Genomic DNA, 21,194 nt, shown 5'->3' with positions numbered 1-21,194 from the left:
AGCGGAGCAAGGAGAACTGCGTGAGGCGACTGCCTGGGATTCTGTTAGCAACAGGCGCCACCCTAATCGTGATTGTGGCGCTGCTGATCAGCGGGCTGCGCCTGATGCTGCCGAAGCTGAACGACTACCGTCCCCAACTGCTGGCGCAGGTGGAGAAGCTGTCCGGCGTGCCCGTGCAGATGGATTTCCTGCAGGGCAGTTGGGAAACCTTCGGCCCACAGCTTGAAGTGCGTAACCTGAGCGTTACGCTGCCCAAAAGCGATGTGCATATCGAGCGCGTGACGCTGGCGCTGGATGTGTGGCAGTCGCTGTTGCACTGGCGCTGGCAGTTCCGCGATCTGACCTTCTATCAATTCCGCCTCGATTTGAACGCCACGCTGGGCGGCGATCGGCAGGGCGATGGCCTTGAACCCGGTAAAATCAGCGATCTGATGCTGCGCCAGCTCGACCATTTCGATCTGCGCGACAGCCGTATTTCATTCCTGACGCCCGCCGGCGCGCGCGCCGAATTCGACATTCCTCAGTTGACCTGGCTCAACGGCCGCGACCGCCACCGCGCCGAGGGGGAGATCAGCCTGTCGACGCTGAATGGCCAACACGGCGTGGTGCAGCTGCGCATGGACCTGCGTGACAATCAAGGCCTGCTGGATACCGGTACGGTCTACCTGCAGGCCGACAACATCGACATGAAACCCTGGTTTACCCGCTGGCTGCGCGCCAACACCGGGCTGGAAAGCGCCGATTTCAGCCTGGCGGCCTGGCTGCAGGTGCAGAACGGCGAGATCGCCGGCGGCCATGCGTTGCTCAAGCAGGGGGCGGCCAACTGGGATACCGGCGCCGCGCAGCACCGGCTGGACGTGGACAATCTGGCGCTGTCGCTGCGCCGCCAGGGCACCGGTTGGCAGCTCGACGTCCCGCAGCTGCGTTTGAGCACCGACGGCCAGGCCTGGCCGCAGGGCGCGCTTTCCGCCATGTGGCTGCCGGAAAACACCGAGTTCATGGGGCCGGCGCAGAATGAAGAGCTGCGGGTGCGCGCGACTGATATTCAGCTGGAGCGTCTGTCGGCGCTGTTGCCGACCTTCTCGTTCCTCAGCCCGGACGTGCTCGACCGCTGGAACGATCTGCAGCCGCAGGGGCAGGTGGCAGCGCTGGCGCTGGACATCCCGCTCAAGCAGCCGGAAAAGAGCCGGTTCCAGGCGCTGTGGCGCGATGTCAGCTGGCAACGTTGGGAACTGCTGCCGGGCGTCAACCATTTCTCCGGCGCGTTGAGCGGCGGGGTGGAGAACGGCCGTCTGACGCTGGGGCTCACCGACAGCACCCTGCCTTACGGCGATATGTTCCGTGCGCCGCTTGAAGTCAGCAGCGCGCGCGGCGCGCTGACCTGGCGCTATAACCAGCAGGGTTGGGAGCTGGCGAGCCAGGGGCTGGACGTCAAAGCGAAGTCGCTGTGGGTCAACGGCGATTTTCGCTACCAGCAGCCGGCCAAGGGCGATCCGTGGCTGAACATCCTGGCGGGTATCCGCCTGTATGACGGCGCCGACGCCTGGCGCTATTTCCCGGAGCCGCTGATGGGCAAGCATCTGGTGGATTACCTGAGCGGCGCTATTCAGGGCGGCCAGGTGGATAACGCCACGCTGATTTATTCCGGCGATCCGCAGCACTTCCCGTATCGTAAAAACGAAGGGCAGTTTGAAGTCTTCGTACCGCTACGTCACGCCACCTTCCAGTTCCAACCGGGCTGGCCGGCGCTGACCGATTTGGCGATCGATCTCGATTTCGCCAACGAGGGATTGTGGATGCATGCGCCGCAAACCCGATTGGGTAAGGTGGCGGGTAAAAATATCAGCGCGGTGATCCCGGATTACCTGAAAGAGCGGCTGCTAATCGACGCCGAAGTCGCGGGGGCGGGCAGCGACGTGCATGACTACTTCATGCAGACGCCGTTGCACGATTCGCTCGGGGCGGCGCTGGAGCAGCTGCAGATTGGCGGTGATGTCAGTGGGCGCTTACATCTTGATATTCCCCTGGACGGCGAGCAGGTCAGAGCCACCGGCGAAGTGGCGCTGAACAACAATTCGTTGCTGATAAAGCCGCTGGACAGCGAACTGCAAAAGCTCAGCGGCAAGTTCCGCTTCGACAACGGCAACCTGCAGAGCGACCCCTTGTCGGCCAACTGGTTCGGGCAGCCGGTGGCGGTCAACTTTTCCACGCAGGAAGGCGATCGCGATTACAAGATCAATGTCGGCCTGAAGGGCGACTGGCAGCCGGGCAAGTTCCCCGGCCTGCCAAAAGAGGCCGCTGATGCGCTCAGCGGCAGCGCGCCCTGGCAGAGCCAGGTGGCCATCACGCTGCCGCATCAGGGCTCGGCCAGCTATGATATCGGCATTGACGCGGATTTGAAGAAAGTGAGCAGTCACTTACCTTCACCGCTGGACAAGGCACCGGGCGAGGCACTGCCGGTGAACGTCAAGGTCAAAGGCGGTCTGAACGGTTTCATGTTGACCGGCAGCGCGGGCAAACAGAACCGCTTCAACAGCGAATGGAACTTCGATAAAAAACAGGTGAATCTGGCGCGCGCCGCCTGGCAAACCAACGGGGGCGGCACGCCGCCGCTGCCGGCCGGCAAGTCGATGACGCTGAATCTGCCGGCGCTGGACGGTGAGCAGTGGCTGGCGCTGCTGGCGCCGGCACTGAAACAGGGCGGCGGCAGCGGTCAGGTGGGCGGTTTCAGCTTCCCTACCACCGTGGCGCTGACTACGCCGCAGCTGCTGTTGGGCGGCCAGGCCTGGCATAAGCTGACGCTATCGGCCGAAAAACAGCTTGGCGCTACCCTGGTGAGCGCCAAGAGCGACGAAGTGGACGGCAGCCTGCGGGTGGCCGATCGCGGGCCGTGGCGCGCCGATATCAACTACCTGTATTACAACCCACAGTTCGCCGAGACGAAAAACGCGGCGGGCGCACCGTCGCCGTCGACCGAGAAAGTTTCCTTCCGCGACTGGCCTTCGCTGATGCTGCGCTGTAAGTCGTGCTGGGTGCTGGGGCAGAACCTCGGCAAGGTCGAGGCGGATCTGACTAATCGGGGGGATACCCTGACGCTGGATCACGGCCTGGTCGATACCGGTAAAGGGCGTATGAGCGCCACCGGCCTGTGGAAACAAAACGCGCAGGAAGAGCGCAGCTCGCTGAAAGGCAAACTGCTCGGCGGCAAGATCGATGAAACCGCCGCCTTCTTCGGCATCACTATCCCGCTGAAGGGGGCGCCTTACGACGTGGACTTCGATCTGTACTGGCACGGCGCGCCGTGGCAGCCGCAGGTCAATACGTTAAGCGGCGCGCTGCAGGTCAAGATGGGCAAGGGCGAGATAGACAGCATGGGCGGCGGCCGCGCCGGCCAGCTGCTGCGGCTGGTCAGCTTCGACGCCCTGCTGCGCAAGCTGCAGTTCGATTTCAGCGATACCTTCGGCAAAGGTTTCTACTTTGATTCCATCCGCAGCACCGCCTGGCTGAAAGATGGCATAATGCATACTGATAATCTATTGATCGACGGCCTGGCGGCGGACATCGCCATGAGCGGCCAGATCGATCTGGCGCGCCGCCGCATCGATATGGAGGCGGTGGTGGCGCCGGCGATTTCGGCGACCGTCGGCGTGGCCACGGCGTTTGTCGTCAACCCGATCGTCGGCGCGGCGGTATTTGCCGCCTCGCAGGTGCTGGGGCCGCTGTGGAGCAAGATTTCGCTGATTCGCTACCATATCGGCGGCGATCTTGACCAGCCGAAGATCAATGAGGTACTTCGTAAGGCAAAGGAGGATAAGGCGTCATGAGGAATGCTAATGTTGCGTTGTTACAGTTGTGCAGTGGCGATCAGGTGCGCGATAACCTGGCCCAGATTGAACAGCAGATCAAGCAGCTCAATGCCGGGGTAAAACTGGTCATGACGCCGGAGAACGCGCTGCTGTTCGCCAACTCCGCGGCCTACCGCCAACAGGCGGAAAAACAGGGCGATGGCCCGCTGCAGAACGCGGTGCGCGAGCTGGCGCGCCGCTATGGGGTGTGGTTGCTGGTGGGCTCGATGCCCTTGATCAGCCGCGAAAACCCGGAACTTATCACCACCAGCAGCCTGTTGTTCGACGAGCAGGGCGAGATCCGCGCCCGCTATGACAAACTGCACATGTTCGATGTGGATATCAACGATGCGCACGGCCACTACCGCGAGTCGGATACCTACCAGCACGGGCAGCACCTGACGGTGGTGGATACGCCGGTCGGGCGCTTGGGCATGACCATATGCTACGATTTGCGCTTCCCCGCGCTGTTCCAGGCGTTGCGGGCGCAGGGCGCCGAACTGATTTCGGTGCCGGCTGCCTTTACCCGGGTGACCGGCGAGGCGCATTGGGAAATCCTGCTGCGCGCCCGGGCGATCGAAAACCAGTGCATGATCCTGGCGCCGGCGCAGGTGGGGCGCCACGGGCCGACTCGTCGCACCTGGGGCCACACGCTGGCTGTTGACGGCTGGGGCAAGGTGCTGGCCGAGAACGCGGACGCCGTGGCGGCGCTGAAGGTGCGCGTGGACACCGCAAGCCTGAAAAATATTCGTGCGCAGATGCCGGTGCTGCAGCACAACCGATTCCAGACGTCGCTGACGGCGCCGTCTGACAAGCTATCCTCCAATCAAGAGTGAAACCATTATGAGCCTGACGTTTGTCAGTGAGCAGTTACTCGCTACCAACAAGCTGAGTCATCAAGACCTGTACAGGGTACTGGGTCAACTGGCAGAACGCCGTATCGACTACGCCGATCTCTATTTCCAGTCCAGCTATCATGAAGCCTGGGTGATCGAGGACGGCATCATCAAGGATGGCTCTTACAATATCGACCAGGGCGTCGGCGTGCGCGCCGTAAGTGGTGAGAAGACCGGCTTCGCCTATGCCGATCAGATCACCCTGAATGCGCTGCAGCAGAGCGCCCAGGCGGCGCGCAGCATCGTGCGTGAGCAGGGCGACGGGCGGGCGCATACCCTGGGTGAGATCGGTTACCGGGCGCTGTATCCGTTGCTCGATCCGCTGCAAAGTCTGCCGCGCGAAGAGAAAATCGCCCTGCTGCACCGCGTCGACAAGGTGTCGCGCGCCGCCGATGCGCGAGTGCAGGAAGTGAACGCCAGCATTACCGGCGTTTACGAGCAGGTGTTGGTGGCCGCCACCGACGGTACGCTGGCGGCGGACGTTCGCCCGCTGGTGCGCCTCTCCGTCAGCGTGCTGGTGGAGCAGGACGGCAAGCGTGAGCGCGGCTCCAGCGGCGGCGGCGGCCGTTTCGGCTATGACTACTTCCTGGAAACCGTCGACGGCGACGTGCGCGCCGACGCTTACGCTAAAGAAGCGGTGCGCATGGCGCTGGTCAACCTCGGCGCGGTAGCGGCGCCGGCCGGCAATATGCCGGTCGTGCTGGGCGCCGGCTGGCCGGGCGTGCTGCTGCATGAGGCGGTGGGCCACGGCCTGGAAGGCGACTTCAACCGGCGCGGCACCTCGGTGTTCAGCGGCCATATGGGCGAGCTGGTGGCGTCCGAGCTGTGTACCGTAGTGGATGACGGCACCCTGCAAGGGCGCCGCGGCTCGCTGGCGATCGACGACGAAGGCGTGCCGGGCCAGTACAACGTGCTGATTGAAAACGGCGTATTGAGAGGCTACATGCAGGACAAGCTCAACGCGCGGCTGATGGGCGTCGCCCCGACCGGCAACGGCCGCCGCGAGTCCTACGCGCATCTGCCGATGCCGCGCATGACCAACACCTACATGCTGGCGGGCCAATCGACGCCGGAAGAGATCATCGCCAGCGTCGAGTACGGTCTGTACGCGCCGAACTTTGGCGGCGGTCAGGTGGACATCACCTCCGGCAAGTTCGTGTTCTCCACCACCGAAGCCTACCTGATCGAAAAGGGCCGCATCACCAAACCGGTGAAAGGGGCGACGCTGATCGGCTCCGGCATCGAGGCGATGCAGCAGATCTCGATGGTCGGCAACGATCTGGCGCTCGATAAAGGCGTGGGCGTGTGCGGCAAGGAAGGCCAGAGCGTGCCGGTAGGCGTCGGCCAACCGACGCTGAAACTGGATACGTTAACCGTCGGCGGCACGGCGTAATCTTTCCTCAAGGGGCCATGCGTTGGCCCCTCAACCATGCTCCATTTCGCGGCCTTTCTCGCATTCGTAACGCTAAGCGCGGCAGGACGCCGTAGCCTGCACGACATAATGGAATGAAATTGACGTGGCGAAAAAACAGAGCATGACAAGAATGACGCGCCTGGCATTATCCGCTCGGCGTTGGCTGTTGGTGCTGGGCGTTCTGTCCCTGACGGGCTGCGCCCGTTCCGATGCGCTGTGGGGCGTGGTCGATAAACTCTGCATGGCCAACTATCAGCAAAAACGCAATCCGGCCCCGTGCGAGCAGATTTATATGCCGCAGGGGAAAGCGCAGGGCTTTAGCGTGCTGCAGAACCCGCGTTACCCTTATCACTTTATCCTGGTGCCGACGGTGCCGCTCTCCGGCATTGAAAGCCCGCAGCTGCTGGTTGGAGAACGGACGGACTATTTTGGCTATGCCTGGCTGATGCGTTACCGGCTGGCCGCCGAGTATGGCGGGCCGGTGCCGGATGATATGTTGGGCATGGCGATCAACTCCGCTTACGGGCGCAGCCAAAACCAGTTGCACATTCACCTGACCTGTCTGCGCGAGGACGTGCGGCGCCAATTGCTGGCGGAGCGCCCCTACATACAGGAACAATGGCGGCCTTTGCCGGATAAGCTGTTGCGCCACACCTACTATGCCCGCCGCGTGATGCAGCCAGCCGTGATGGGCATCTACCCGATTAAGGATTTGGCGGATTATTTCCATCTGTCGCCGCCGCAGCTGGCGGAATATGGCGTGGCCGTCGTCCCGACCACGTTTGCCGGCCGGCAAGGGTTTATCTTGCTGGCCTCGAAGCGCGGCTGGGACGTCGGCAATCGCGCGTCGGTAGAGTCGCTGCTGGATAAAGAGTGCGCGATATTGCCACGTTGATTTTGCTACATAAATGACGCAGGTGAGAGCGACGAGGCATCGCTCTCACCTTGTTGCCCCTACCTAAACCGCGCATCCTGCGCAAACAGGAAAGCGGCTTCCCGCAGGCGAGCGTCGGCTTGTGCCTGATCCCCCTGATAGCGCAAGATCATGATCAGCGTGGCGTAGACGTTGGCGTCGATACGGCGCTGTAGATAGGCATTGGCCCACTGCCGATAGCCGGTCAACAGGGCATCATCACGTGTCTGGTTATAGACCAGCAGCGCGTGAGATTGCTCGTCGAACGTTTTGCGCTCCCGGTAGATCCAGGCGGCTGGCGGCGGCATCTGCTCGATGCTGTCGATGTTGGCCAGCATAGTGCGTTCCGACTGAGTGAGCGCCATGCGCCCTTGCCAGGCGAAGACCGCCATCGCCAGCACGCCGACCGCCGCCATCGCCACCGGCAGGCTCAGGGCTTTGGCGAACGGCAGCGGGCGGGGCTCGCCGGTTTGGCCGTCCAGCAGCGCCAGCAGCAGCAGAAACGCCAGCCAGTGCGGCGCAGACAGATAGAAAGGGTATTCCAGCTGAGTGTGTATCAGCATCGGCAGCAGCACCAGGAACAGGCCGACGCGCGCACCGTTCGGCTGTTCTCGATCCCGTTGCCAGGCGCTTTTCAGCAGCCGTACGCCGGCGGCAAGGACGATCATGATACCTGCCAGCGCCGGCAGACCCCCCTCAACCCACCACAGCAGGATTTCATTGTGCGGATGCCCGGTGACTTCCAGCACTTCTCGCCAGGGCATTTCCTGCAGGCGGAAGTGCGCGAAGCCGTATTCAAAACCGCCGTAACCCCAGCCCAGCAGCGGCTTGGCCAGGATCATGGCGCCGACGTCGTGCAGCATGGTCAGGCGCGCGCTGTTGGATAGCCCCCGACCGATCAGGCCGGTGTGACCCTCCAGACCGAAACCGGTGAACAGCACCGTGAGGCCGATCGCCATACCCAACAGCAGCGCGCCGCCGGCCCAGCGGCTTGCGGCCGGGCGCTGGCGGGCAAAACGCCACAGCAGCAATGCCGCCGCCAAGGCGCCGCCGAGCCAGGCGGCGCGCGACTGGATCAGCACCAGCAGGGCGGAGAAAACGGCCAGCAGCGTGAGCAGCGGGATTTGCCGCCGCCGCATCGGCGCAGAGAGGGGAGCAAGCAGCAGCCAGAGCGCCAAAGCCAGCCCGGTGGCGATAAAGCTGCCCAGCACGTTCGGTTGCTGAAAGACGCCGTAGACCCGGCTTTCGTGAGGGGATACCCACGCCAGCGCGGGGGCGAACAGTTGCAGAGCCGCCAGCAGCGCCTGAACGCCAGTGGCGAACAGCAGACCGTACAGCAATAGGTTGCGCTGCCTGGGGGTTAGGCGCAGCTGCAGGCAGGCGACATAGAACAGCCAACCGCCGAGCAGGCCGGCGCAGCGCCACCGGGCGTCTTCGCGCCACTCGGGGCGGGTATACAGCAGTGGCAGCGCCAGCACGGCGATGCCGAGCAGCAATAGCCGGGCGGTGGGGGTAAGCGAAAGGCGGATGCGACCCAGGCAAACGGTAAACGTCACGATCAGCGTAGTGAGCGCCATGACGCCCCAGGCCTGAATGTTTTGCGGCAGCGCCAGACCGTCGCCGCCCATATTGGGATGATAGATCGGCAGGAGCGCCGCCATCCAGATCAGCAGCAGGGGCAGCACGGCGATGGTCGCTGCGTTAGCGGGAGATTTATCGGCCATGGTTAACCTGCCAAGGCCTGATAGCGTTTATTGAATGCATGTTTTGATTATTCCCTATCCTTTATCCTGATGTTGAAATGTGTGTAATGTTCAATTCGAAAATGTCTCACGGGAAATTTAAACCGTCTTCATGGTGAAGCGATAAATAATGTTTGCCCTGAGAATGCGTGAGGCTGTGCGCCTAAAGAAAGGTTAAGCCGTATTTTTCACCCGCAAAAGGCATTTTTGTTTTCTCAAAAACAGACACGCTATTTTCTCAAATCTATTGCGATTCAGTCAATTTTTAATCTAACTATTATTTTTATTTATTAAAATCAGTTGGTTGGTCTTTGTGTTGGCGTGTGTAAATATCGTGAAGCATCCCGGCAATGGCCTAGATCGGCAGGTAATGTGAAGAATAAAATAGGTATCTGCTTGTTTAATTTTTTTCGTCAGCGGCGGCATGACGGAGGAGGTTTATTTCATCGTTTCCCATTGCTGATTTTTAAATTAAAAGTGATTTTCATGGTTTTATTTTTATTAAGATTCTTCTTGTCTCTATCTGTTTATTTAGGTTTTTATAAAATGATTTATTGTTAGGATTGTTCTGCTGAATTGGAAATAAAAGACGTTATGTCTTGAGCCTCCCCGTTGCCGCGGCAGAATACAGACTAACGCGCCTGCCCAAGCGCGTTAGTCTTGTCTCCCGTCCGCTTACTCCACCTCACCGATCCGCTCCAGCGCATCCACCACCAGATCCCAGAATTTATCCTGATCCAGTTTGACCGCCACCTGGGTGTGGCAGTCCGGCGGCGGCGGCGCGCGGAAGTCCGTGACCGTCATGCCCAACGTCAGGGTGCCGGTCAGTTCGATATCCACCGGCGCTTTACGCACCGTCATGACGCTCGGGTCGATCACGTAGGCCACCGCGCAAGGATCGTGTACCGGCGGGGCGCTGAAGCCCTGTGCCTGTTGGTACATACGGCCAAAGAATGCCAGCAGTTCGCCTACGAAGGCGGCCGGCCGGGTGCCGAGGGCGGCGATGCGTTCGCAGACGGCCGGCGTGGCCAGCGCCTGATGGGTGAGGTCCAGCCCGACCATGGTGAGCGGCCATTTTTCGTTGAACACGATGTGCGCCGCCTCGGGATCGATTTTGATATTGAACTCCGCCACCGCGCTCCAGTTGCCCACATGATAGCCGCCGCCCATCAGCACCACTTCCTTGACCCGTTCGGCAATGCGCGGCTCTTTACGCACCGCCATGGCGATATTGGTCAGGCCGCCGGTCGGCACCAGCGTCACGCTGCCCGGCGGGTGGGCCATCACGGTCTCGATGATCAGGTCTACCGCATGGCGTGAGTCCAACTGCAGGTGGGGGGCCGGCAGTACCGGGCCATCGAGGCCCGAGTCGCCGTGAATGTCGGGCGCCACTTCGATATTGCGCACCAGCGGGCGCGGGCAGCCGGCGGCGAAGGGGACGCCGGTGATATTGGCGATGCGGGCCACCGCCAGGGCGTTACGCGTCACTTTGTCCAGCGTCTGGTTACCCACCACGGTGGTGACCGCCAGCAGGTCGATCTGCGGATTGCCCCAGGCCAGCAACAGAGCGATGGCGTCGTCATGCCCCGGGTCACAGTCCAGTATGATTTTTTTCATGGTTATTCCTGATGCAGGGAGAGGTTTCCGCAGCATAACGCAGCGCGGCGGCGTGGGATAATGCCGATGGTGCTTTTGTTAACGGCATCAAAGCCTTGTTACTTTTACGATGTAATGAAACGTAAATCCTGCTCGCCGGGCTTTACCCTGGAGTTTACTCCAGGGTTTACAGTGAGGTTCAGCGTCAATGCACAGAGGAGAGGCGGGATGAGCTTACTGAAACGGTTGTTGGGGCAAGGCGGTATTAACGGCGGTCATCAGCGCGCGGGCCACGGCGGCGGGCATCATGGCAACCGCTATAACCAGCATGGCGAGCCGGGGCCGCTGTGCCCGGAATGTCGGGCTGTGAATAAATCGGGCGCGCGTTATTGCCACCGCTGCGGTCAGCCGTTTGCCGCGGTGAGCGCCACCTGCGGCCAGTGCGCCGCGCCGTTGCCGTCGGGCAGCCGATTTTGTCCGCAGTGCGGCGGCGGTGTGCCGTGAACCGGGGCGGTTGGACACTCGCGCTGCTGCTGGGCGCCATGGCGCTATGGACGCTGCTGGCCTGGGGCGTAGCCGGGGTGCTGGCCTGGCTCCCGGCGTTGGCGGAGGCAGCCGGGAATGCATCGTTGCCGGTAAACGGTGCGCTGAGCCTGGTGCCGCAGGCGGTGCTGGACGCCTGGCTGCCGTGGCTGAAACAGCTGGGCAGCGGGCTGGCGAGCTATTTTCCTGCGCTGCTGACCTGGGCGGGCTACGCCATCTGGCTGCTGTGGGGCTTCGGCATGGTGGCGCTGACGCTGCTGGCCGCGCTGGCGCGACGCTATTTGAGCGCTGCTCAGCGATAGCCCTGATAGACCGCCGCTACGCGTTCGAAATAGTCGGTTAAATAATTGATGCACACCTGCACCTTCAGCGGCAGTTTGTCCTTCTCGGTATAGAGCGCGTAGATCGGCCGCGGATCCGAATGGTAGCTTTTGAACAGGATCTCGATCTCGCCGCGTTTGATCTCTTCGATCACCCACATCAGCGGGGCGTAGGCGATGCCGGCGCCGTTTTTCAGCCAACGGATCATGGTGGAGGAGTCGTTGGTGACGAAGCGCCCCTGCGGGGAAATGCGCGTGGTGATGCCTTCCGGCGACATCAGTTCGAATTCGCTGTCGGGCCGCACGCTGTACTCCAGCCAGGAGAAGTTGACCATGTCGCTCGGCTTCTGCGGCGTGCCGTGCTGGCTCAGGTAGCTTTTGGCGGCGCACACCACCATCGGCATCTGCCCCAGGCGGCGAGAGAACAGGCTGGAGTCCTGCAGCGCCCCGGTGCGGATCACCAGATCCAGCCCGTCGGTGATCAGATCCGGCGCCGGAATGCCGGTTACCAGGTTGACTGTCAGGCCCGGGTACTCTTTCATCATCTCGGCGGTCATGTTCGCCAGCACGTTTTGCGCCATGGTGGATGAGCTGCCGATGCGTAGCGTGCCGGCGGGCGTGTTGTTAAACGCATACAGTTGTTCATGCACTTCGCTGACTTCCTGCAGCATGCGTCGGCAGCCCTGATAGTAGATTTTGCCGGCCTCAGTCAGGCCGATGCTGCGCGTGCTGCGGTTCAACAGCTTGACCTGCAGCTCATTTTCCAGTTTCGAGACGGTTTGGCTGATCGATGAAACGCTCATGCCGAGTTGGCGCGCGGCCGCGGTAAACGACCCGAACTCAACCACTTTGGCGAATACCGACATCCGTTTTAATCTTTCCATTATTCACTCTGGCTTAAAAGTGATTTAGATCACAGATTGTTGATGCCTTGATAGTAAGCAGGCTAATATAACGTGGTCGGGTGAATAGACCTTACCAACGTGCGAGAGCGATCGGCGACGTAATCCTGCCGCTCCTCCGGCACCCTCGCAATCCCTGTCGTGGACGTCTGCCCCAAAGTTTAACCTTTTTTCGGGTTCGTGACCTGGACAAGCTGTCTGGTCAAGATTTGTGGCGCGCGCACGCTAAAATGTAAAGAGAATGTGAATGGCGAGATGTGTCTTTCCCCGGCGCAGTGAACAATAAGGAAAAAGTGATGAGTTTGCTTCCGGTTATGGTCATCTTCGGACTGTCGTTTCCGCCGGTGTTTTTCGAGCTGCTGGTGTCGCTGGCGCTGTTTTTTCTCTTGCGCCGCCTGCTGCAGCCGACGGGGATTTACGATTTTGTCTGGCATCCGGCGCTGTTTAATACTGCGCTGTATTGCTGCTTGTTTTATCTGATTTCATGTCTTTTTGTTTGAGGTCGCTGTGAAAAATTTTTCGATAAAAATAACCCGAATCGCGATCACTTTGATTCTTGTGCTGTTGGGCATCGCCGCGATATTCAAGGCCTGGGTGTTCTACACCGAGTCGCCGTGGACGCGTGATGCCAAGTTTACCGCCGATGTGGTGGCGATCGCGCCGGACGTCAGCGGCCTGCTGACCGACGTGCCGGTGGTGGATAACCAACTGGTGAAGAAAGGCCAGGTGCTGTTCGTGGTCGATCGGCCGCGTTATGAGCAGGCGTTGGCGGAAGCCGGCGCCGACGTCGCCTACTATCAAGCGTTGGCGGCGGAAAAACGGCGCGAGGCCGGCCGCCGCGTGAAGCTGGGCGTGCAGGCGATGTCGCAGGAAGAAATTGACCAGTCGAACAACTCGCTCCAGACCGTGCAGCACCAGCTGGCGAAGGCCGTGGCGGCGCGCGAGCTGGCGCAGCTGGATCTGGAACGCACCACGGTGCGGGCTCCGGCCGATGGCTGGATCACCAACCTCAACGTCCATGCCGGCGAATACATCACCCGCGGCTCGGTGGCGGTGGCGCTGGTGAAGAAAGATTCCTTCTACATCCTGGCGTACCTGGAAGAAACCAAGCTGAATGGCCTGAATAAGGGCGACCGCGCGGAGATCACCCCGCTCGGCAGCAACCGCATCATGCACGGCACCGTCGACAGCGTGGCGGCGGCGGTGAACAACAGCAGCAGCACGGTGAACAACAAAGGGTTGGCCTCGATCGACAGCAACCTGGAGTGGGTGCGCCTGGCGCAGCGCGTGCCGGTGAAGATCCTGCTGGACGCCAAGGATCAACAGCATCCGTACCCGGCTGGCACCACCGCCACCGTGGTGATCGTCGGCAAGAACGATCGCAATGCCGACAGCGGCTCGCCTTTTGTGCGCCTGATGCACCGGCTGCGTGAGTTCGGCTAATGAGCAGCCCAACCTTTATCCGGCTGAGATTCGCCTTCAAACTCAGCTTCGCGATTGTGTTTGCGCTGTTCGTCGGCTTCCATCTCAATCTGGAAACCCCGCGTTGGTCGGCGATGACCGCCGCCATCGTCGCCGCCGGCCCGGCCTTTGCCGCCGGCGGCGAACCCTTCTCCGGCGCCATACGCCACCGCGGCTGGCTGCGTATCATCGGCACCTTTATCGGCTGCTTCGTCGGCCTGATCATTATCATCACCACCGCCCGCGCGCCGGTGGTGATGCTGCTGCTGTGCTGCATCTGGGCCGGTTTCTGCACCTGGCTTTCTTCGCTCATCAAGGTGGAGAACTCCTATGCCTGGGGGCTGGCCGGGTATACCGCGCTGATCATCATCGTGACGGTCGCTACCAGCGAGTCTCATCTGCTGGAAGCGCCGCAGTTCGCCATCGAGCGTTGCAGCGAGATCGTGCTGGGGATCGTCAGCGCCGTGTTGGCGGATCTGCTGTTCTCGCCGCGTTCGATCAAACAGGACATCGATCGGGCGGTGGATCAGCTGCTGGTGGCTCAATACCGCCTGATGCAGATGTGCATCAGCAACGCCGACAAAGAGGATATCGACCGCGCCTGGAGCAATCTGGTGAAGAGCACCACGGCGCTGGACGGCATGCGCAACAATCTGATGATGGAGTCCTCGCGCTGGCAGAAGGTCAACCGCCGGGTAAAAGCGCTGCATACGCTGTCGCTGACGCTGATCACCCAGGCCTGCGAAACCTATCTGATCTTGGTGAATCACCCGGAGGCACTGAAAGACAGCCTGCGGGAGCAGCTGATGGTCCCGGCGGAAACCCCACAGGAGATCCACAAGCGCATGAAGCTGTTACGCCAGGTGCTGACCACGCATCGTTCCGAGGAAACGCTGCCGACCATCACCGGTTGGGTCGGCGCGGCGACGCGCTACCTGCTGCTGTCGAAAGGTGTGCACGCCAACTGCAGCATCAGCGCGGTGGAAGAGGGGGTGTTGAGCAACGAAACCGTGGTCAAGCCGACTTCGGCGGAAGGGCATCACGCGATGATCAACGGCCTGCGCACCTTTGTGGCGACGGCCTTCGGCAGCCTGCTGTGGCTGTGGACCGGCTGGACGTCCGGCAGCGGTTTTATGGTGATCATCGCGGTGATCACCTCGCTGGCGATGCGCACCCCGGCGCCGCGCATGGTGGCGATGGATTTCGTGCTGGGCATGCTGGCGGCGATCCCGGTCGGTTCCCTGTTCTTCATGGTGATCCTGCCGGCGACGCAGCAGAGCATTTTGCTGCTGTGTCTCAGCCTCGGCCTGCTGGCGTTTTTCATCGGCATCGAGGTGCAGAAGCGGCGGCTCGGTTCGCTGGGGCTGCTGGCCGGGACCATCAACATTCTGGTGCTGAGCAACCCGATGGAGTTCAACGTCACCCAGTTTCTCGACGGGGCGCTGGGCCAGTTCCTCGGCAGCTGCGTTGGGCTGATGGTGCTGCTGCTGATCCGCGACAATTCGCGTGAACGCACCGGGCGCACGTTGCTCAACCAGTTCGTCAGCAGCGCGGTGTCGGCGCTGACCACCAAGGCGGCGCGTCGTCGGCAAAACCATCTGCCTGCGCTGTATCAGCAGCTTAACCAGCTGCTGATGATGTTCCCGAACGACATCGCCAAGTATCGTCTGGCGTTGAACTTGATCATTGCCCACCAGCGCATGCAGCGGGCGGAGATTCCGGTCAGCGAAGAGTTGTCGGCCTTCCACCGCCAGATCCGCAGCACCGCCGATCGGGTGGTCTCCGCCAAGAACGACGTCAAGCGCGCCTATTACTACGATCGCTTGCTGGGTGAAATGAACGAGTACCAGCAGAAGCTGGTGGACAATCAGGCGCCGCTCAGCGTCACCGGGCCGGTGAAACGCCTGGCCGACATGCTGCATCGCTATCGTCACGCCTTGATCGATTGATGCGTTCCCTCCTGTTGCGCCGCGTTGTGCGGCGCCTTCCCTGACTATACTGAAAGCAGTGCCTGACATGGCGGGCCGTCTCATGTGAGGCGGCCTGTTTTCAGAGAGACTCCGAGTGCCAGAACGACTGGAAAGTGGCATCATTGTCATGAATGGATGAAACGCTCACCGCCGCGAAAACGTGACGTGCCGGTCATCTTAGTTTCATCCAGGTCGACTATATACCTAACTAGCCTGGGGGAGCTGCGGCGCCTTCGGCGGCATAATTTCAGGGAATGTCATGAACAAGCGGATTCTGTTGGCGATTGTCATCGCCGTGGTCATCGCCGTCTTCAGCGCGCTGCGCGGCAACGAGCACCGTGCGATCGGCGGCAATGCGACGGTGGTGCAAGCGCCGGCGGGGCAACAGCAGAGCATCGATCGGCTCACGCAGCAGCAAACGGTGGTGAGCTACCTGCAGCAGCATCAGCGGCTGCCGGGCTATTACGTCACCAAGAAGCAGGCGCGCGAGCAGGGCTGGGACCCGCGTTCAGGCAACCTCTGTGAGGTATTGCCGGGCAAGGCGATTGGCGGCGATCGATTCTCTAACCGTGAAGGACAACTGCCGAGCGCCGGCGGCCGGGTCTGGCGCGAAGCGGACATCAATTACCAGTGTGGCCGGCGCGGCGCCGATCGCCTGCTGTATTCGAGCGACGGTCTGATCTTCGTCACGCGCGACCATTACAAAAACTTCATTCGTGTGGAGTGAGTTTGATGGCAAAAGTAGAGTTTGATTTTGAACAGATCCAGGATGTGCCGACCTTCTACCGCGATTTTGCGCACAAGTTTGCGCTGGACGAGGGATTCGGCGCCAACCTCGACGCGCTGTGGGACGTGGTGACCGGCGATATCGGTCTGCCGGTGGAAATCGAGTTCACTCACCTGAATGCCCGCAGCAAGCGTCGTTTCGGCGCGATCATTCTGCTGTTTGAAGAGGCGGAAGAAGAGCTGGAAGGCAGCCTGCGCTTCAATATCCGCGAAAGCAGCGGCGAACCGGCGCATCACCGGGGATGAAACGGGTTCATCCCGGGATGGCGGCGATTAGTCGGCCGCTTCGGCCAGCTCGCGCAGGTATTGGAAGATCTGGCGGTAAGCCTTAGGCGGCTTGTTGGCGGCCTTCTCTTTCTGCGCGTTGCGCACCAGTGAACGCAGCTGTTGGCGATCGGCGGCCGGATACAGATCCAGGATCGACGGAATGACGTCATCGCCTTCTTCCACCAGGCGGTCGCGCAGCGCTTCCAGTTTATGGAACAGGGAAACCTGCTGGTTGTGGCGGTTTTTCAGCTTGTCGAGCGCGGTCTGGATCGGCTCGATATCGCGGGCGCGCAGCATTTTGCCGATCAGCTGCAGCTGACGGCGACGGCCCTCTTTCTTGATCTTCTGCGCCAGCTCGATGGCGGCGCGCAAATCTTCGTCCAACGGAATGCGGTCCAGCGCGTTTTTGCCCAGATCGACCATTTCGGCCCCCAGGTCTTTCAGCGCTTCGGCATCACGTTTAATTTCACTTTTACTGACCCAGATAATCTCGTCATCGTCCTCGTTTTCATTCTCCGGGACATCGTCGAGCCAGTCTTCAGGCTGTTTGTTCATGGTAGGCTCCGTTAAAAAGAGGCTAATCCTAACAGGTTGTCCGGCAACCCGCCAATTGCGTGCCCTGAGCAAACTGAGTATAGCTGCCGCGCTGGGGCATTATCATGTCTAGGCTCCTGTCCTCTGAATTCATGCTGTTGTTTTTATCATCATGTTTGTATAAAATTTTATACAAAAGGAGGTGGTATTCATGGATGATGGCATCGAGAAAGCCATTGATTGGCGCGGTTCATCGTTAGAGGATTTGTTGGCCTTTCCAATCGATGCGCGAAAAGCGGCAGGATTTGAACTGAGTAAAGTGCAAAGAGGTTTGGAGCCCGGTAATTGGAAAACGATGACCAGTTGTGGAAGTGGCGTTATCGAAATCCGTTTATATGCCATCGGCGGCGCGTTCAGGGTGGTCTATGTGGCAAAGTTCAGCGAAGCGATCCACGTCTTGCACAGCTTTCAGAAGAAGACGGAGAAAACCAGCCGCCACGATATTCAGATAATCAAAGCGCGTTATGACGCGGTTATTAATGAGCGGAGTAAAGGTCATGACCAAACCGATTGATACCGGTTCACGCCACGTTACGCCCGCAGGCGGCAATGTGTTTGCGGATCTGGGATTTTCCGCCGACGAGGCTCGGCAATTGCAAGCGCAGTCCAATGCGGAAATTGCGCAGCTTATCGCACTGAAAAAACAGCTGATGGGTGAGATCAGCGCGTGGATTGAGGAAGAAGGCTATCGCCAGGAAGAGGCGGCGCGTTATCTGCATACTTCCCGGCCGCGCGTGTCCGACGTGGTGAATCAGAAAACCGAGAAATTTACGTTAGATGCGTTGGTCAACATGATGGCGAATATCGGCAAGTCGGTAAAACTGATCGTCGAGTGATGCATGGCTTTTGCATGTTATCCCGACTTTGCCGTTCGGCTTTATGCGAAATTCAACGCGGTTCCTGTTAGACTCAACGGCAGAGATCTCAGGATTTTTGCGCGCCGCCCCGCGTGCACAACTACGCCGCTCCGGCACTTTTCTCAACGATTTTCTGATTAATTATGGCAGATTGATGAAAGTAGTCACTCAAGTTGCAGAACAGCGCAAGGCGCTGGAACAGGCCGTTTCTCAGGCGCTGGAGCTGGCCCGCGCCGGTTCCGACGCGGCGGAAGTCGCGGTCACCAAATCGACCGGCATCAGCGTCAGTACCCGCTTCGGCGAAGTGGAAAACGTCGAGTTCAACAGCGATGGCGCGCTGGGCATCACCGTGTATCACCGCCAGCGCAAAGGCAGCGCCTCTTCCACCGATCTCAGCCCGGACGCCATCGCCCGCACCGTACAGGCGGCGCTGGACATCGCGCGCTACACCTCTGAGGATCCTTGCGCCGGCCCGGCGGAGAAAGATCTGCTGGCGTTCGAGGCGCCGGATCTCGATCTGTTCCACCCGACCGAGCTGGACGCCGAGCGCGGCATCGAGCTGGCGGCGCGCGCCGAGCAGGCTTCGCTGGCGGCGGACAAACGCATTACCAACACCGAAGGCGGCAGTTTCAACAGCCACTACGGCATCAAGGTGTTCGGCAACAGCCACGGCATGCTGCAAAGCTATTGTTCCAGCCGTCACTCGCTGTCCAGCTGCGTCATCGCAGAACAGGACGGCGACATGGAGCGGGATTACGCTTACACCATAGGTCGGGCGATGGGCGATCTGCACAGCCCGGAGTGGGTGGGGCAGGAGTGCGCCCGCCGCACGTTGGCGCGTCTCGCGCCGCGCAAATTGTCGACCATGAAGGCGCCGGTGCTGTTCGCCTCCGAGGTGGCCACCGGATTGTTCGGCCATCTGGTGGGCGCCATCAGCGGCAGCAGCGTTTATCGCAAATCTACCTTCCTGTTGGACTCGCTCGGCAAGCAGATCCTGCCGGCGTGGCTGACCGTCGAGGAGCATCCGCATCTGCTGAAAGGGCTGGCGTCGACGCCGTTCGACAGCGAGGGCGTGCGCACCCAGAGGCGCGATATCGTCAAGGACGGCGTGCTGCAAACCTGGCTGATGACCAGCTACTCGGCGCGCAAGCTGGGCCTGCACAGCACCGGCCATGCCGGCGGCATCCATAACTGGCGCATTGCCGGGCAGGGCGCGGACTTCGCCGGCATGCTGAAGCAGCTCGGCCCAGGCCTGGTGGTCACCGAGTTGATGGGCCAGGGCGTCAGCGGCGTCACCGGCGATTACTCGCGCGGCGCCGCCGGTTTTTGGGTGGAAAACGGTGAGATCCAATATCCGGTCAGCGAGATCACCATCGCCGGCAACCTGAAAGACATGCTGCGCAACATCGTCAGCGTCGGCAGCGATATCGAAACCCGCAGCAATATCCAGTGCGGTTCGGTGCTGCTGCCGGAAATGAAGATCGCCGGCCAGTGATCCGCTGCGCGGCCGGCGCCCGCCGGCTGCGCGTTATCCCGTCTCAACCTTGCTTACAAATCTCCGGTTTCGATTTTTCCCGGCCTTGCCTATGGTAACGGTGGGTTAATTAAAACAATAACTGGAAGGTGAGCAAACATGCAGAATACCCTGAAAGCGCTGGCGGCGTTGACGCTGCTGGCAGCCAGTTCGCTGGCGGTCGCCGCCGATCTTGGCGACGATATGGACACCCTGGCGGAAAACTACAAAACGGTGCTGAATACCGACTCCGCCGCTACCCTCACACAGAGCCTGCAGAACATGCGCGCCGCCGCGCAGGATGCCAAACAGGGCACCCCGCCGAAGCTGGAAGACAAAGCCGCCGACAGCCCGGAGATGAAAGATTTCCGCAGCGGGTTGGATACCCTGATCGGCCAAATCGATCAGGCGCTGGCGCTGGCCAATCAGGGCAAAGTCGCCGAAGCGAAGCAGCTGGCGCAGGGCTTCAAGCAAACCCGCGACGCCAACCACAAGAAATTCCGCTAATCCGTCAACCGTCGCGCCCGTCTTCCGTCAGATAGGAGGAGGGCGCCTGCCCCAGCACGCGGCGGAACATGGTTGAAAACGCCGCGCTGCTGTCATACCCCATTTCCATCGCCACCTGTGTCACGCTGCGTCCTTCGGCCAGCAGCGCCAACGCCAGCACCACGCAGGCGCGCTGACGCCATTGCGAAAACGGCAGGCCGGTCTGCGCGCGAAAGAAGCGGCTGAAGGTGCGAATGCTCATGTACAGACGAGGCGCCCACCGCTGCGCGGAGTCGTGGGCGTCGGGGTGCTGCAAAAAGGCGCGGCACAGCTCACCCAGCCGAGGATCGGCGGGCAGCGGGATGTGCAACGGCAAGGGCTGCAGCCTGGCCAGCTCGTGCAGCAGCAGCGCCGCCAGCGCTCCGTCGCGGCCCTGTTGTTCATACTCCAGCGGCATATCCACCGCCGCCATCAACAGCTGGCGCATCAGCGGAGTGACGCTGACCACCTGACATACCTGCGGCCGTTCGGCGGGCAACGCGCCGGGTTCAAGGTACAGGCTGCGGGTGGTGACGCCGACCATCCGCACCGCGTGCGGCATCTGTGGCGGCAGCCACACCGCGTGCTGCGGCGGAACGACCCAATTGCCTTGCTGCGTGAAAACGTGCATGACGCCGGTAGCGCCGTACAGCAACTGCGCGCGCCGGTGGCTGTGCATTGGCAGCAGATGCCCCGGCGGATAATCGGTGCCGATGGCGATCACCGCACGGGTTACGTGGTCGATGTCATCAATGCGGACGTTGCGCATGTGTTCCCTTTGGCGGGCAGATTGGCCGAAACGCAATGATAGTTGGCCCTTCATATAAAGCAAGCCAGCGACGGTCGCCCTACTATCGGGGCAGAAAAATAACGCTTGTTCGGGGCGCAGTTATTTTATCGGCCATGAAGCCCGTGCAAGTCTTCACACCAGGGTGGGACGAAGGTTCTCGTTCTCGCAATACAAGAAGTTAATAAGGAATAAAGCGTCATTTTATTCCAACACCTGAAGCAATAGTTCTTAGCGCAGTTCAATGACTATAAGGTGATATT

20 protein-coding genes are annotated in these 21,194 nt (G+C 60.8%); 15 read left to right on the top strand and 5 right to left on the bottom strand.

Annotated features, from left to right (window positions below; translation table 11 throughout):
- The first annotated feature begins 20 nt into the window (after positions 1-20).
- From yhdP to IT763_RS20705, 4 genes are all read left to right on the top strand, one after another.
- Positions 21-3,824 carry an AsmA2 domain-containing protein YhdP gene (yhdP, locus tag IT763_RS20720; RefSeq protein ID WP_206194973.1) on the top strand — a complete coding sequence of 1,268 codons (3,804 nt, stop codon included), beginning with the start codon at positions 21-23 and terminating at the stop codon, positions 3,822-3,824.
- Positions 3,821-4,681, top strand: coding sequence for a deaminated glutathione amidase (gene nit1, locus IT763_RS20715; protein ID WP_004936930.1), 861 nt, complete (start codon positions 3,821-3,823; stop codon positions 4,679-4,681). Before yhdP ends, nit1 begins: the two co-directional genes overlap by 4 nt.
- A gap of 7 nt (positions 4,682-4,688) precedes the next feature.
- Positions 4,689-6,134: a metalloprotease TldD gene (gene tldD / locus IT763_RS20710; protein WP_197758793.1), complete on the top strand. Its 1,446-nt coding sequence runs from the start codon at positions 4,689-4,691 to the stop codon at positions 6,132-6,134.
- A gap of 151 nt (positions 6,135-6,285) precedes the next feature.
- The gene (locus IT763_RS20705; protein WP_206195468.1) at positions 6,286-7,050 is read left to right on the top strand and encodes a CDP-diacylglycerol diphosphatase; all 765 of its coding nucleotides are present in this window, start codon (positions 6,286-6,288) and stop codon (positions 7,048-7,050) included.
- Positions 7,051-7,109: 59 nt separating this feature from the next.
- On the opposite strand, the gene IT763_RS20700 is transcribed toward IT763_RS20705, so the two are convergent.
- Positions 7,110-8,792, bottom strand: a complete 1,683-nt coding sequence (locus tag IT763_RS20700; RefSeq protein ID WP_206194972.1) for a PglL family O-oligosaccharyltransferase — start codon at positions 8,790-8,792, stop codon at positions 7,110-7,112.
- Positions 8,793-9,485: 693 nt separating this feature from the next.
- Positions 9,486-10,427 carry a nucleoside hydrolase gene (locus IT763_RS20695; RefSeq protein WP_049299908.1) on the bottom strand — a complete coding sequence of 314 codons (942 nt, stop codon included), beginning with the start codon at positions 10,425-10,427 and terminating at the stop codon, positions 9,486-9,488.
- Between the two features lie 207 nt (positions 10,428-10,634).
- Here IT763_RS20695 and IT763_RS20690 point away from each other — a divergent pair, with 207 nt between their 5' ends.
- Both IT763_RS20690 and IT763_RS20685 read left to right on the top strand, forming a co-directional pair.
- Complete coding sequence (locus tag IT763_RS20690) at positions 10,635-10,910, top strand: zinc ribbon domain-containing protein (RefSeq protein WP_016930230.1); 276 nt, start codon at positions 10,635-10,637, stop codon at positions 10,908-10,910.
- Positions 10,907-11,251, top strand: a complete 345-nt coding sequence (locus IT763_RS20685) for a hypothetical protein (RefSeq protein WP_033639293.1) — start codon at positions 10,907-10,909, stop codon at positions 11,249-11,251. Before IT763_RS20690 ends, IT763_RS20685 begins: the two co-directional genes overlap by 4 nt.
- Here IT763_RS20685 and aaeR read toward each other — a convergent pair.
- Positions 11,242-12,153 carry an HTH-type transcriptional activator AaeR gene (gene aaeR, locus IT763_RS20680; RefSeq protein ID WP_025304394.1) on the bottom strand — a complete coding sequence of 304 codons (912 nt, stop codon included), beginning with the start codon at positions 12,151-12,153 and terminating at the stop codon, positions 11,242-11,244. The genes IT763_RS20685 and aaeR overlap by 10 nt on opposite strands.
- A gap of 314 nt (positions 12,154-12,467) precedes the next feature.
- On the opposite strand from aaeR, the gene aaeX reads away from it, so the two are divergent.
- The 5 genes from aaeX (at position 12,468) to IT763_RS20655 (ending at position 16,634) form a co-directional block, all read left to right on the top strand.
- Positions 12,468-12,671, top strand: a complete 204-nt coding sequence (gene aaeX / locus IT763_RS20675) for a p-hydroxybenzoic acid efflux pump operon protein AaeX (RefSeq protein ID WP_004936952.1) — start codon at positions 12,468-12,470, stop codon at positions 12,669-12,671.
- Between the two features lie 7 nt (positions 12,672-12,678).
- Complete coding sequence (aaeA, locus tag IT763_RS20670) at positions 12,679-13,614, top strand: p-hydroxybenzoic acid efflux pump subunit AaeA (protein ID WP_028127537.1); 936 nt, start codon at positions 12,679-12,681, stop codon at positions 13,612-13,614.
- Positions 13,614-15,581, top strand: a complete 1,968-nt coding sequence (aaeB, locus tag IT763_RS20665) for a p-hydroxybenzoic acid efflux pump subunit AaeB (protein WP_016930226.1) — start codon at positions 13,614-13,616, stop codon at positions 15,579-15,581. The genes aaeA and aaeB overlap by 1 nt, the downstream gene beginning before the upstream one ends.
- 280 nt (positions 15,582-15,861) lie before the next feature.
- The gene (locus IT763_RS20660) at positions 15,862-16,329 is read left to right on the top strand and encodes a ribonuclease (protein WP_206194971.1); all 468 of its coding nucleotides are present in this window, start codon (positions 15,862-15,864) and stop codon (positions 16,327-16,329) included.
- Between the two features lie 5 nt (positions 16,330-16,334).
- Complete coding sequence (locus IT763_RS20655; protein ID WP_004936963.1) at positions 16,335-16,634, top strand: barstar family protein; 300 nt, start codon at positions 16,335-16,337, stop codon at positions 16,632-16,634.
- 27 nt (positions 16,635-16,661) lie between these two features.
- Here the strand turns inward: IT763_RS20655 and yjgA are convergent, their stop codons facing one another.
- Positions 16,662-17,210 carry a ribosome biogenesis factor YjgA gene (gene yjgA / locus IT763_RS20650; protein ID WP_004936968.1) on the bottom strand — a complete coding sequence of 183 codons (549 nt, stop codon included), beginning with the start codon at positions 17,208-17,210 and terminating at the stop codon, positions 16,662-16,664.
- Positions 17,211-17,400: 190 nt separating this feature from the next.
- Between yjgA and IT763_RS20645 the strand changes: the two genes are divergently transcribed.
- The 4 genes from IT763_RS20645 (at position 17,401) to cybC (ending at position 20,126) form a co-directional block, all read left to right on the top strand.
- Complete coding sequence (locus IT763_RS20645; RefSeq protein ID WP_206194970.1) at positions 17,401-17,763, top strand: type II toxin-antitoxin system RelE/ParE family toxin; 363 nt, start codon at positions 17,401-17,403, stop codon at positions 17,761-17,763.
- Complete coding sequence (locus IT763_RS20640; RefSeq protein ID WP_033636158.1) at positions 17,747-18,085, top strand: helix-turn-helix domain-containing protein; 339 nt, start codon at positions 17,747-17,749, stop codon at positions 18,083-18,085. Before IT763_RS20645 ends, IT763_RS20640 begins: the two co-directional genes overlap by 17 nt.
- A 175-nt stretch (positions 18,086-18,260) precedes the next feature.
- Positions 18,261-19,601 carry a metalloprotease PmbA gene (gene pmbA / locus IT763_RS20635; protein ID WP_206194969.1) on the top strand — a complete coding sequence of 447 codons (1,341 nt, stop codon included), beginning with the start codon at positions 18,261-18,263 and terminating at the stop codon, positions 19,599-19,601.
- Positions 19,602-19,739: 138 nt separating this feature from the next.
- Positions 19,740-20,126, top strand: a complete 387-nt coding sequence (gene cybC / locus IT763_RS20630) for a cytochrome b562 (protein ID WP_016930224.1) — start codon at positions 19,740-19,742, stop codon at positions 20,124-20,126.
- 4 nt (positions 20,127-20,130) lie between these two features.
- Here cybC and IT763_RS20625 read toward each other — a convergent pair whose 3' ends face one another.
- A complete protein-coding gene (locus tag IT763_RS20625; protein ID WP_016930223.1) occupies positions 20,131-20,913 on the bottom strand; it encodes a helix-turn-helix domain-containing protein in 783 nt (260 codons plus the stop codon).
- Positions 20,914-21,194 lie beyond the last annotated feature (281 nt).

It is taken from the genome of Serratia sp. CMO1 (genome assembly GCF_015689115.1).
GTDB lineage: Bacteria > Pseudomonadota > Gammaproteobacteria > Enterobacterales > Enterobacteriaceae > Serratia > Serratia marcescens.
This window is presented reverse-complemented; position numbering and strand designations above follow the sequence as displayed.

Bases quoted from the DNA above. Each gene is read 5' to 3' on its own strand.
- nit1 (WP_004936930.1), top strand. From the start codon at position 3,821: ATGAGGAATGCTAATGTTGCGTTGTTACAGTTGTGCAGTGGCGATCAG.
- tldD (WP_197758793.1), top strand. From the start codon at position 4,689: ATGAGCCTGACGTTTGTCAGTGAGCAGTTACTCGCTACCAACAAGCTG.
- IT763_RS20705 (WP_206195468.1), top strand. From the start codon at position 6,286: ATGACGCGCCTGGCATTATCCGCTCGGCGTTGGCTGTTGGTGCTGGGC.
- IT763_RS20700 (WP_206194972.1), bottom strand. From the start codon at position 8,792: ATGGCCGATAAATCTCCCGCTAACGCAGCGACCATCGCCGTGCTGCCC.
- IT763_RS20695 (WP_049299908.1), bottom strand. From the start codon at position 10,427: ATGAAAAAAATCATACTGGACTGTGACCCGGGGCATGACGACGCCATC.
- IT763_RS20690 (WP_016930230.1), top strand. From the start codon at position 10,635: ATGAGCTTACTGAAACGGTTGTTGGGGCAAGGCGGTATTAACGGCGGT.
- aaeR (WP_025304394.1), bottom strand. From the start codon at position 12,153: ATGGAAAGATTAAAACGGATGTCGGTATTCGCCAAAGTGGTTGAGTTC.
- aaeX (WP_004936952.1), top strand. From the start codon at position 12,468: ATGAGTTTGCTTCCGGTTATGGTCATCTTCGGACTGTCGTTTCCGCCG.
- aaeB (WP_016930226.1), top strand. From the start codon at position 13,614: ATGAGCAGCCCAACCTTTATCCGGCTGAGATTCGCCTTCAAACTCAGC.
- IT763_RS20660 (WP_206194971.1), top strand. From the start codon at position 15,862: ATGAACAAGCGGATTCTGTTGGCGATTGTCATCGCCGTGGTCATCGCC.
- IT763_RS20655 (WP_004936963.1), top strand. From the start codon at position 16,335: ATGGCAAAAGTAGAGTTTGATTTTGAACAGATCCAGGATGTGCCGACC.
- yjgA (WP_004936968.1), bottom strand. From the start codon at position 17,210: ATGAACAAACAGCCTGAAGACTGGCTCGACGATGTCCCGGAGAATGAA.
- IT763_RS20645 (WP_206194970.1), top strand. From the start codon at position 17,401: ATGGATGATGGCATCGAGAAAGCCATTGATTGGCGCGGTTCATCGTTA.
- IT763_RS20640 (WP_033636158.1), top strand. From the start codon at position 17,747: ATGACCAAACCGATTGATACCGGTTCACGCCACGTTACGCCCGCAGGC.
- pmbA (WP_206194969.1), top strand. From the start codon at position 18,261: ATGAAAGTAGTCACTCAAGTTGCAGAACAGCGCAAGGCGCTGGAACAG.
- cybC (WP_016930224.1), top strand. From the start codon at position 19,740: ATGCAGAATACCCTGAAAGCGCTGGCGGCGTTGACGCTGCTGGCAGCC.
- IT763_RS20625 (WP_016930223.1), bottom strand. From the start codon at position 20,913: ATGCGCAACGTCCGCATTGATGACATCGACCACGTAACCCGTGCGGTG.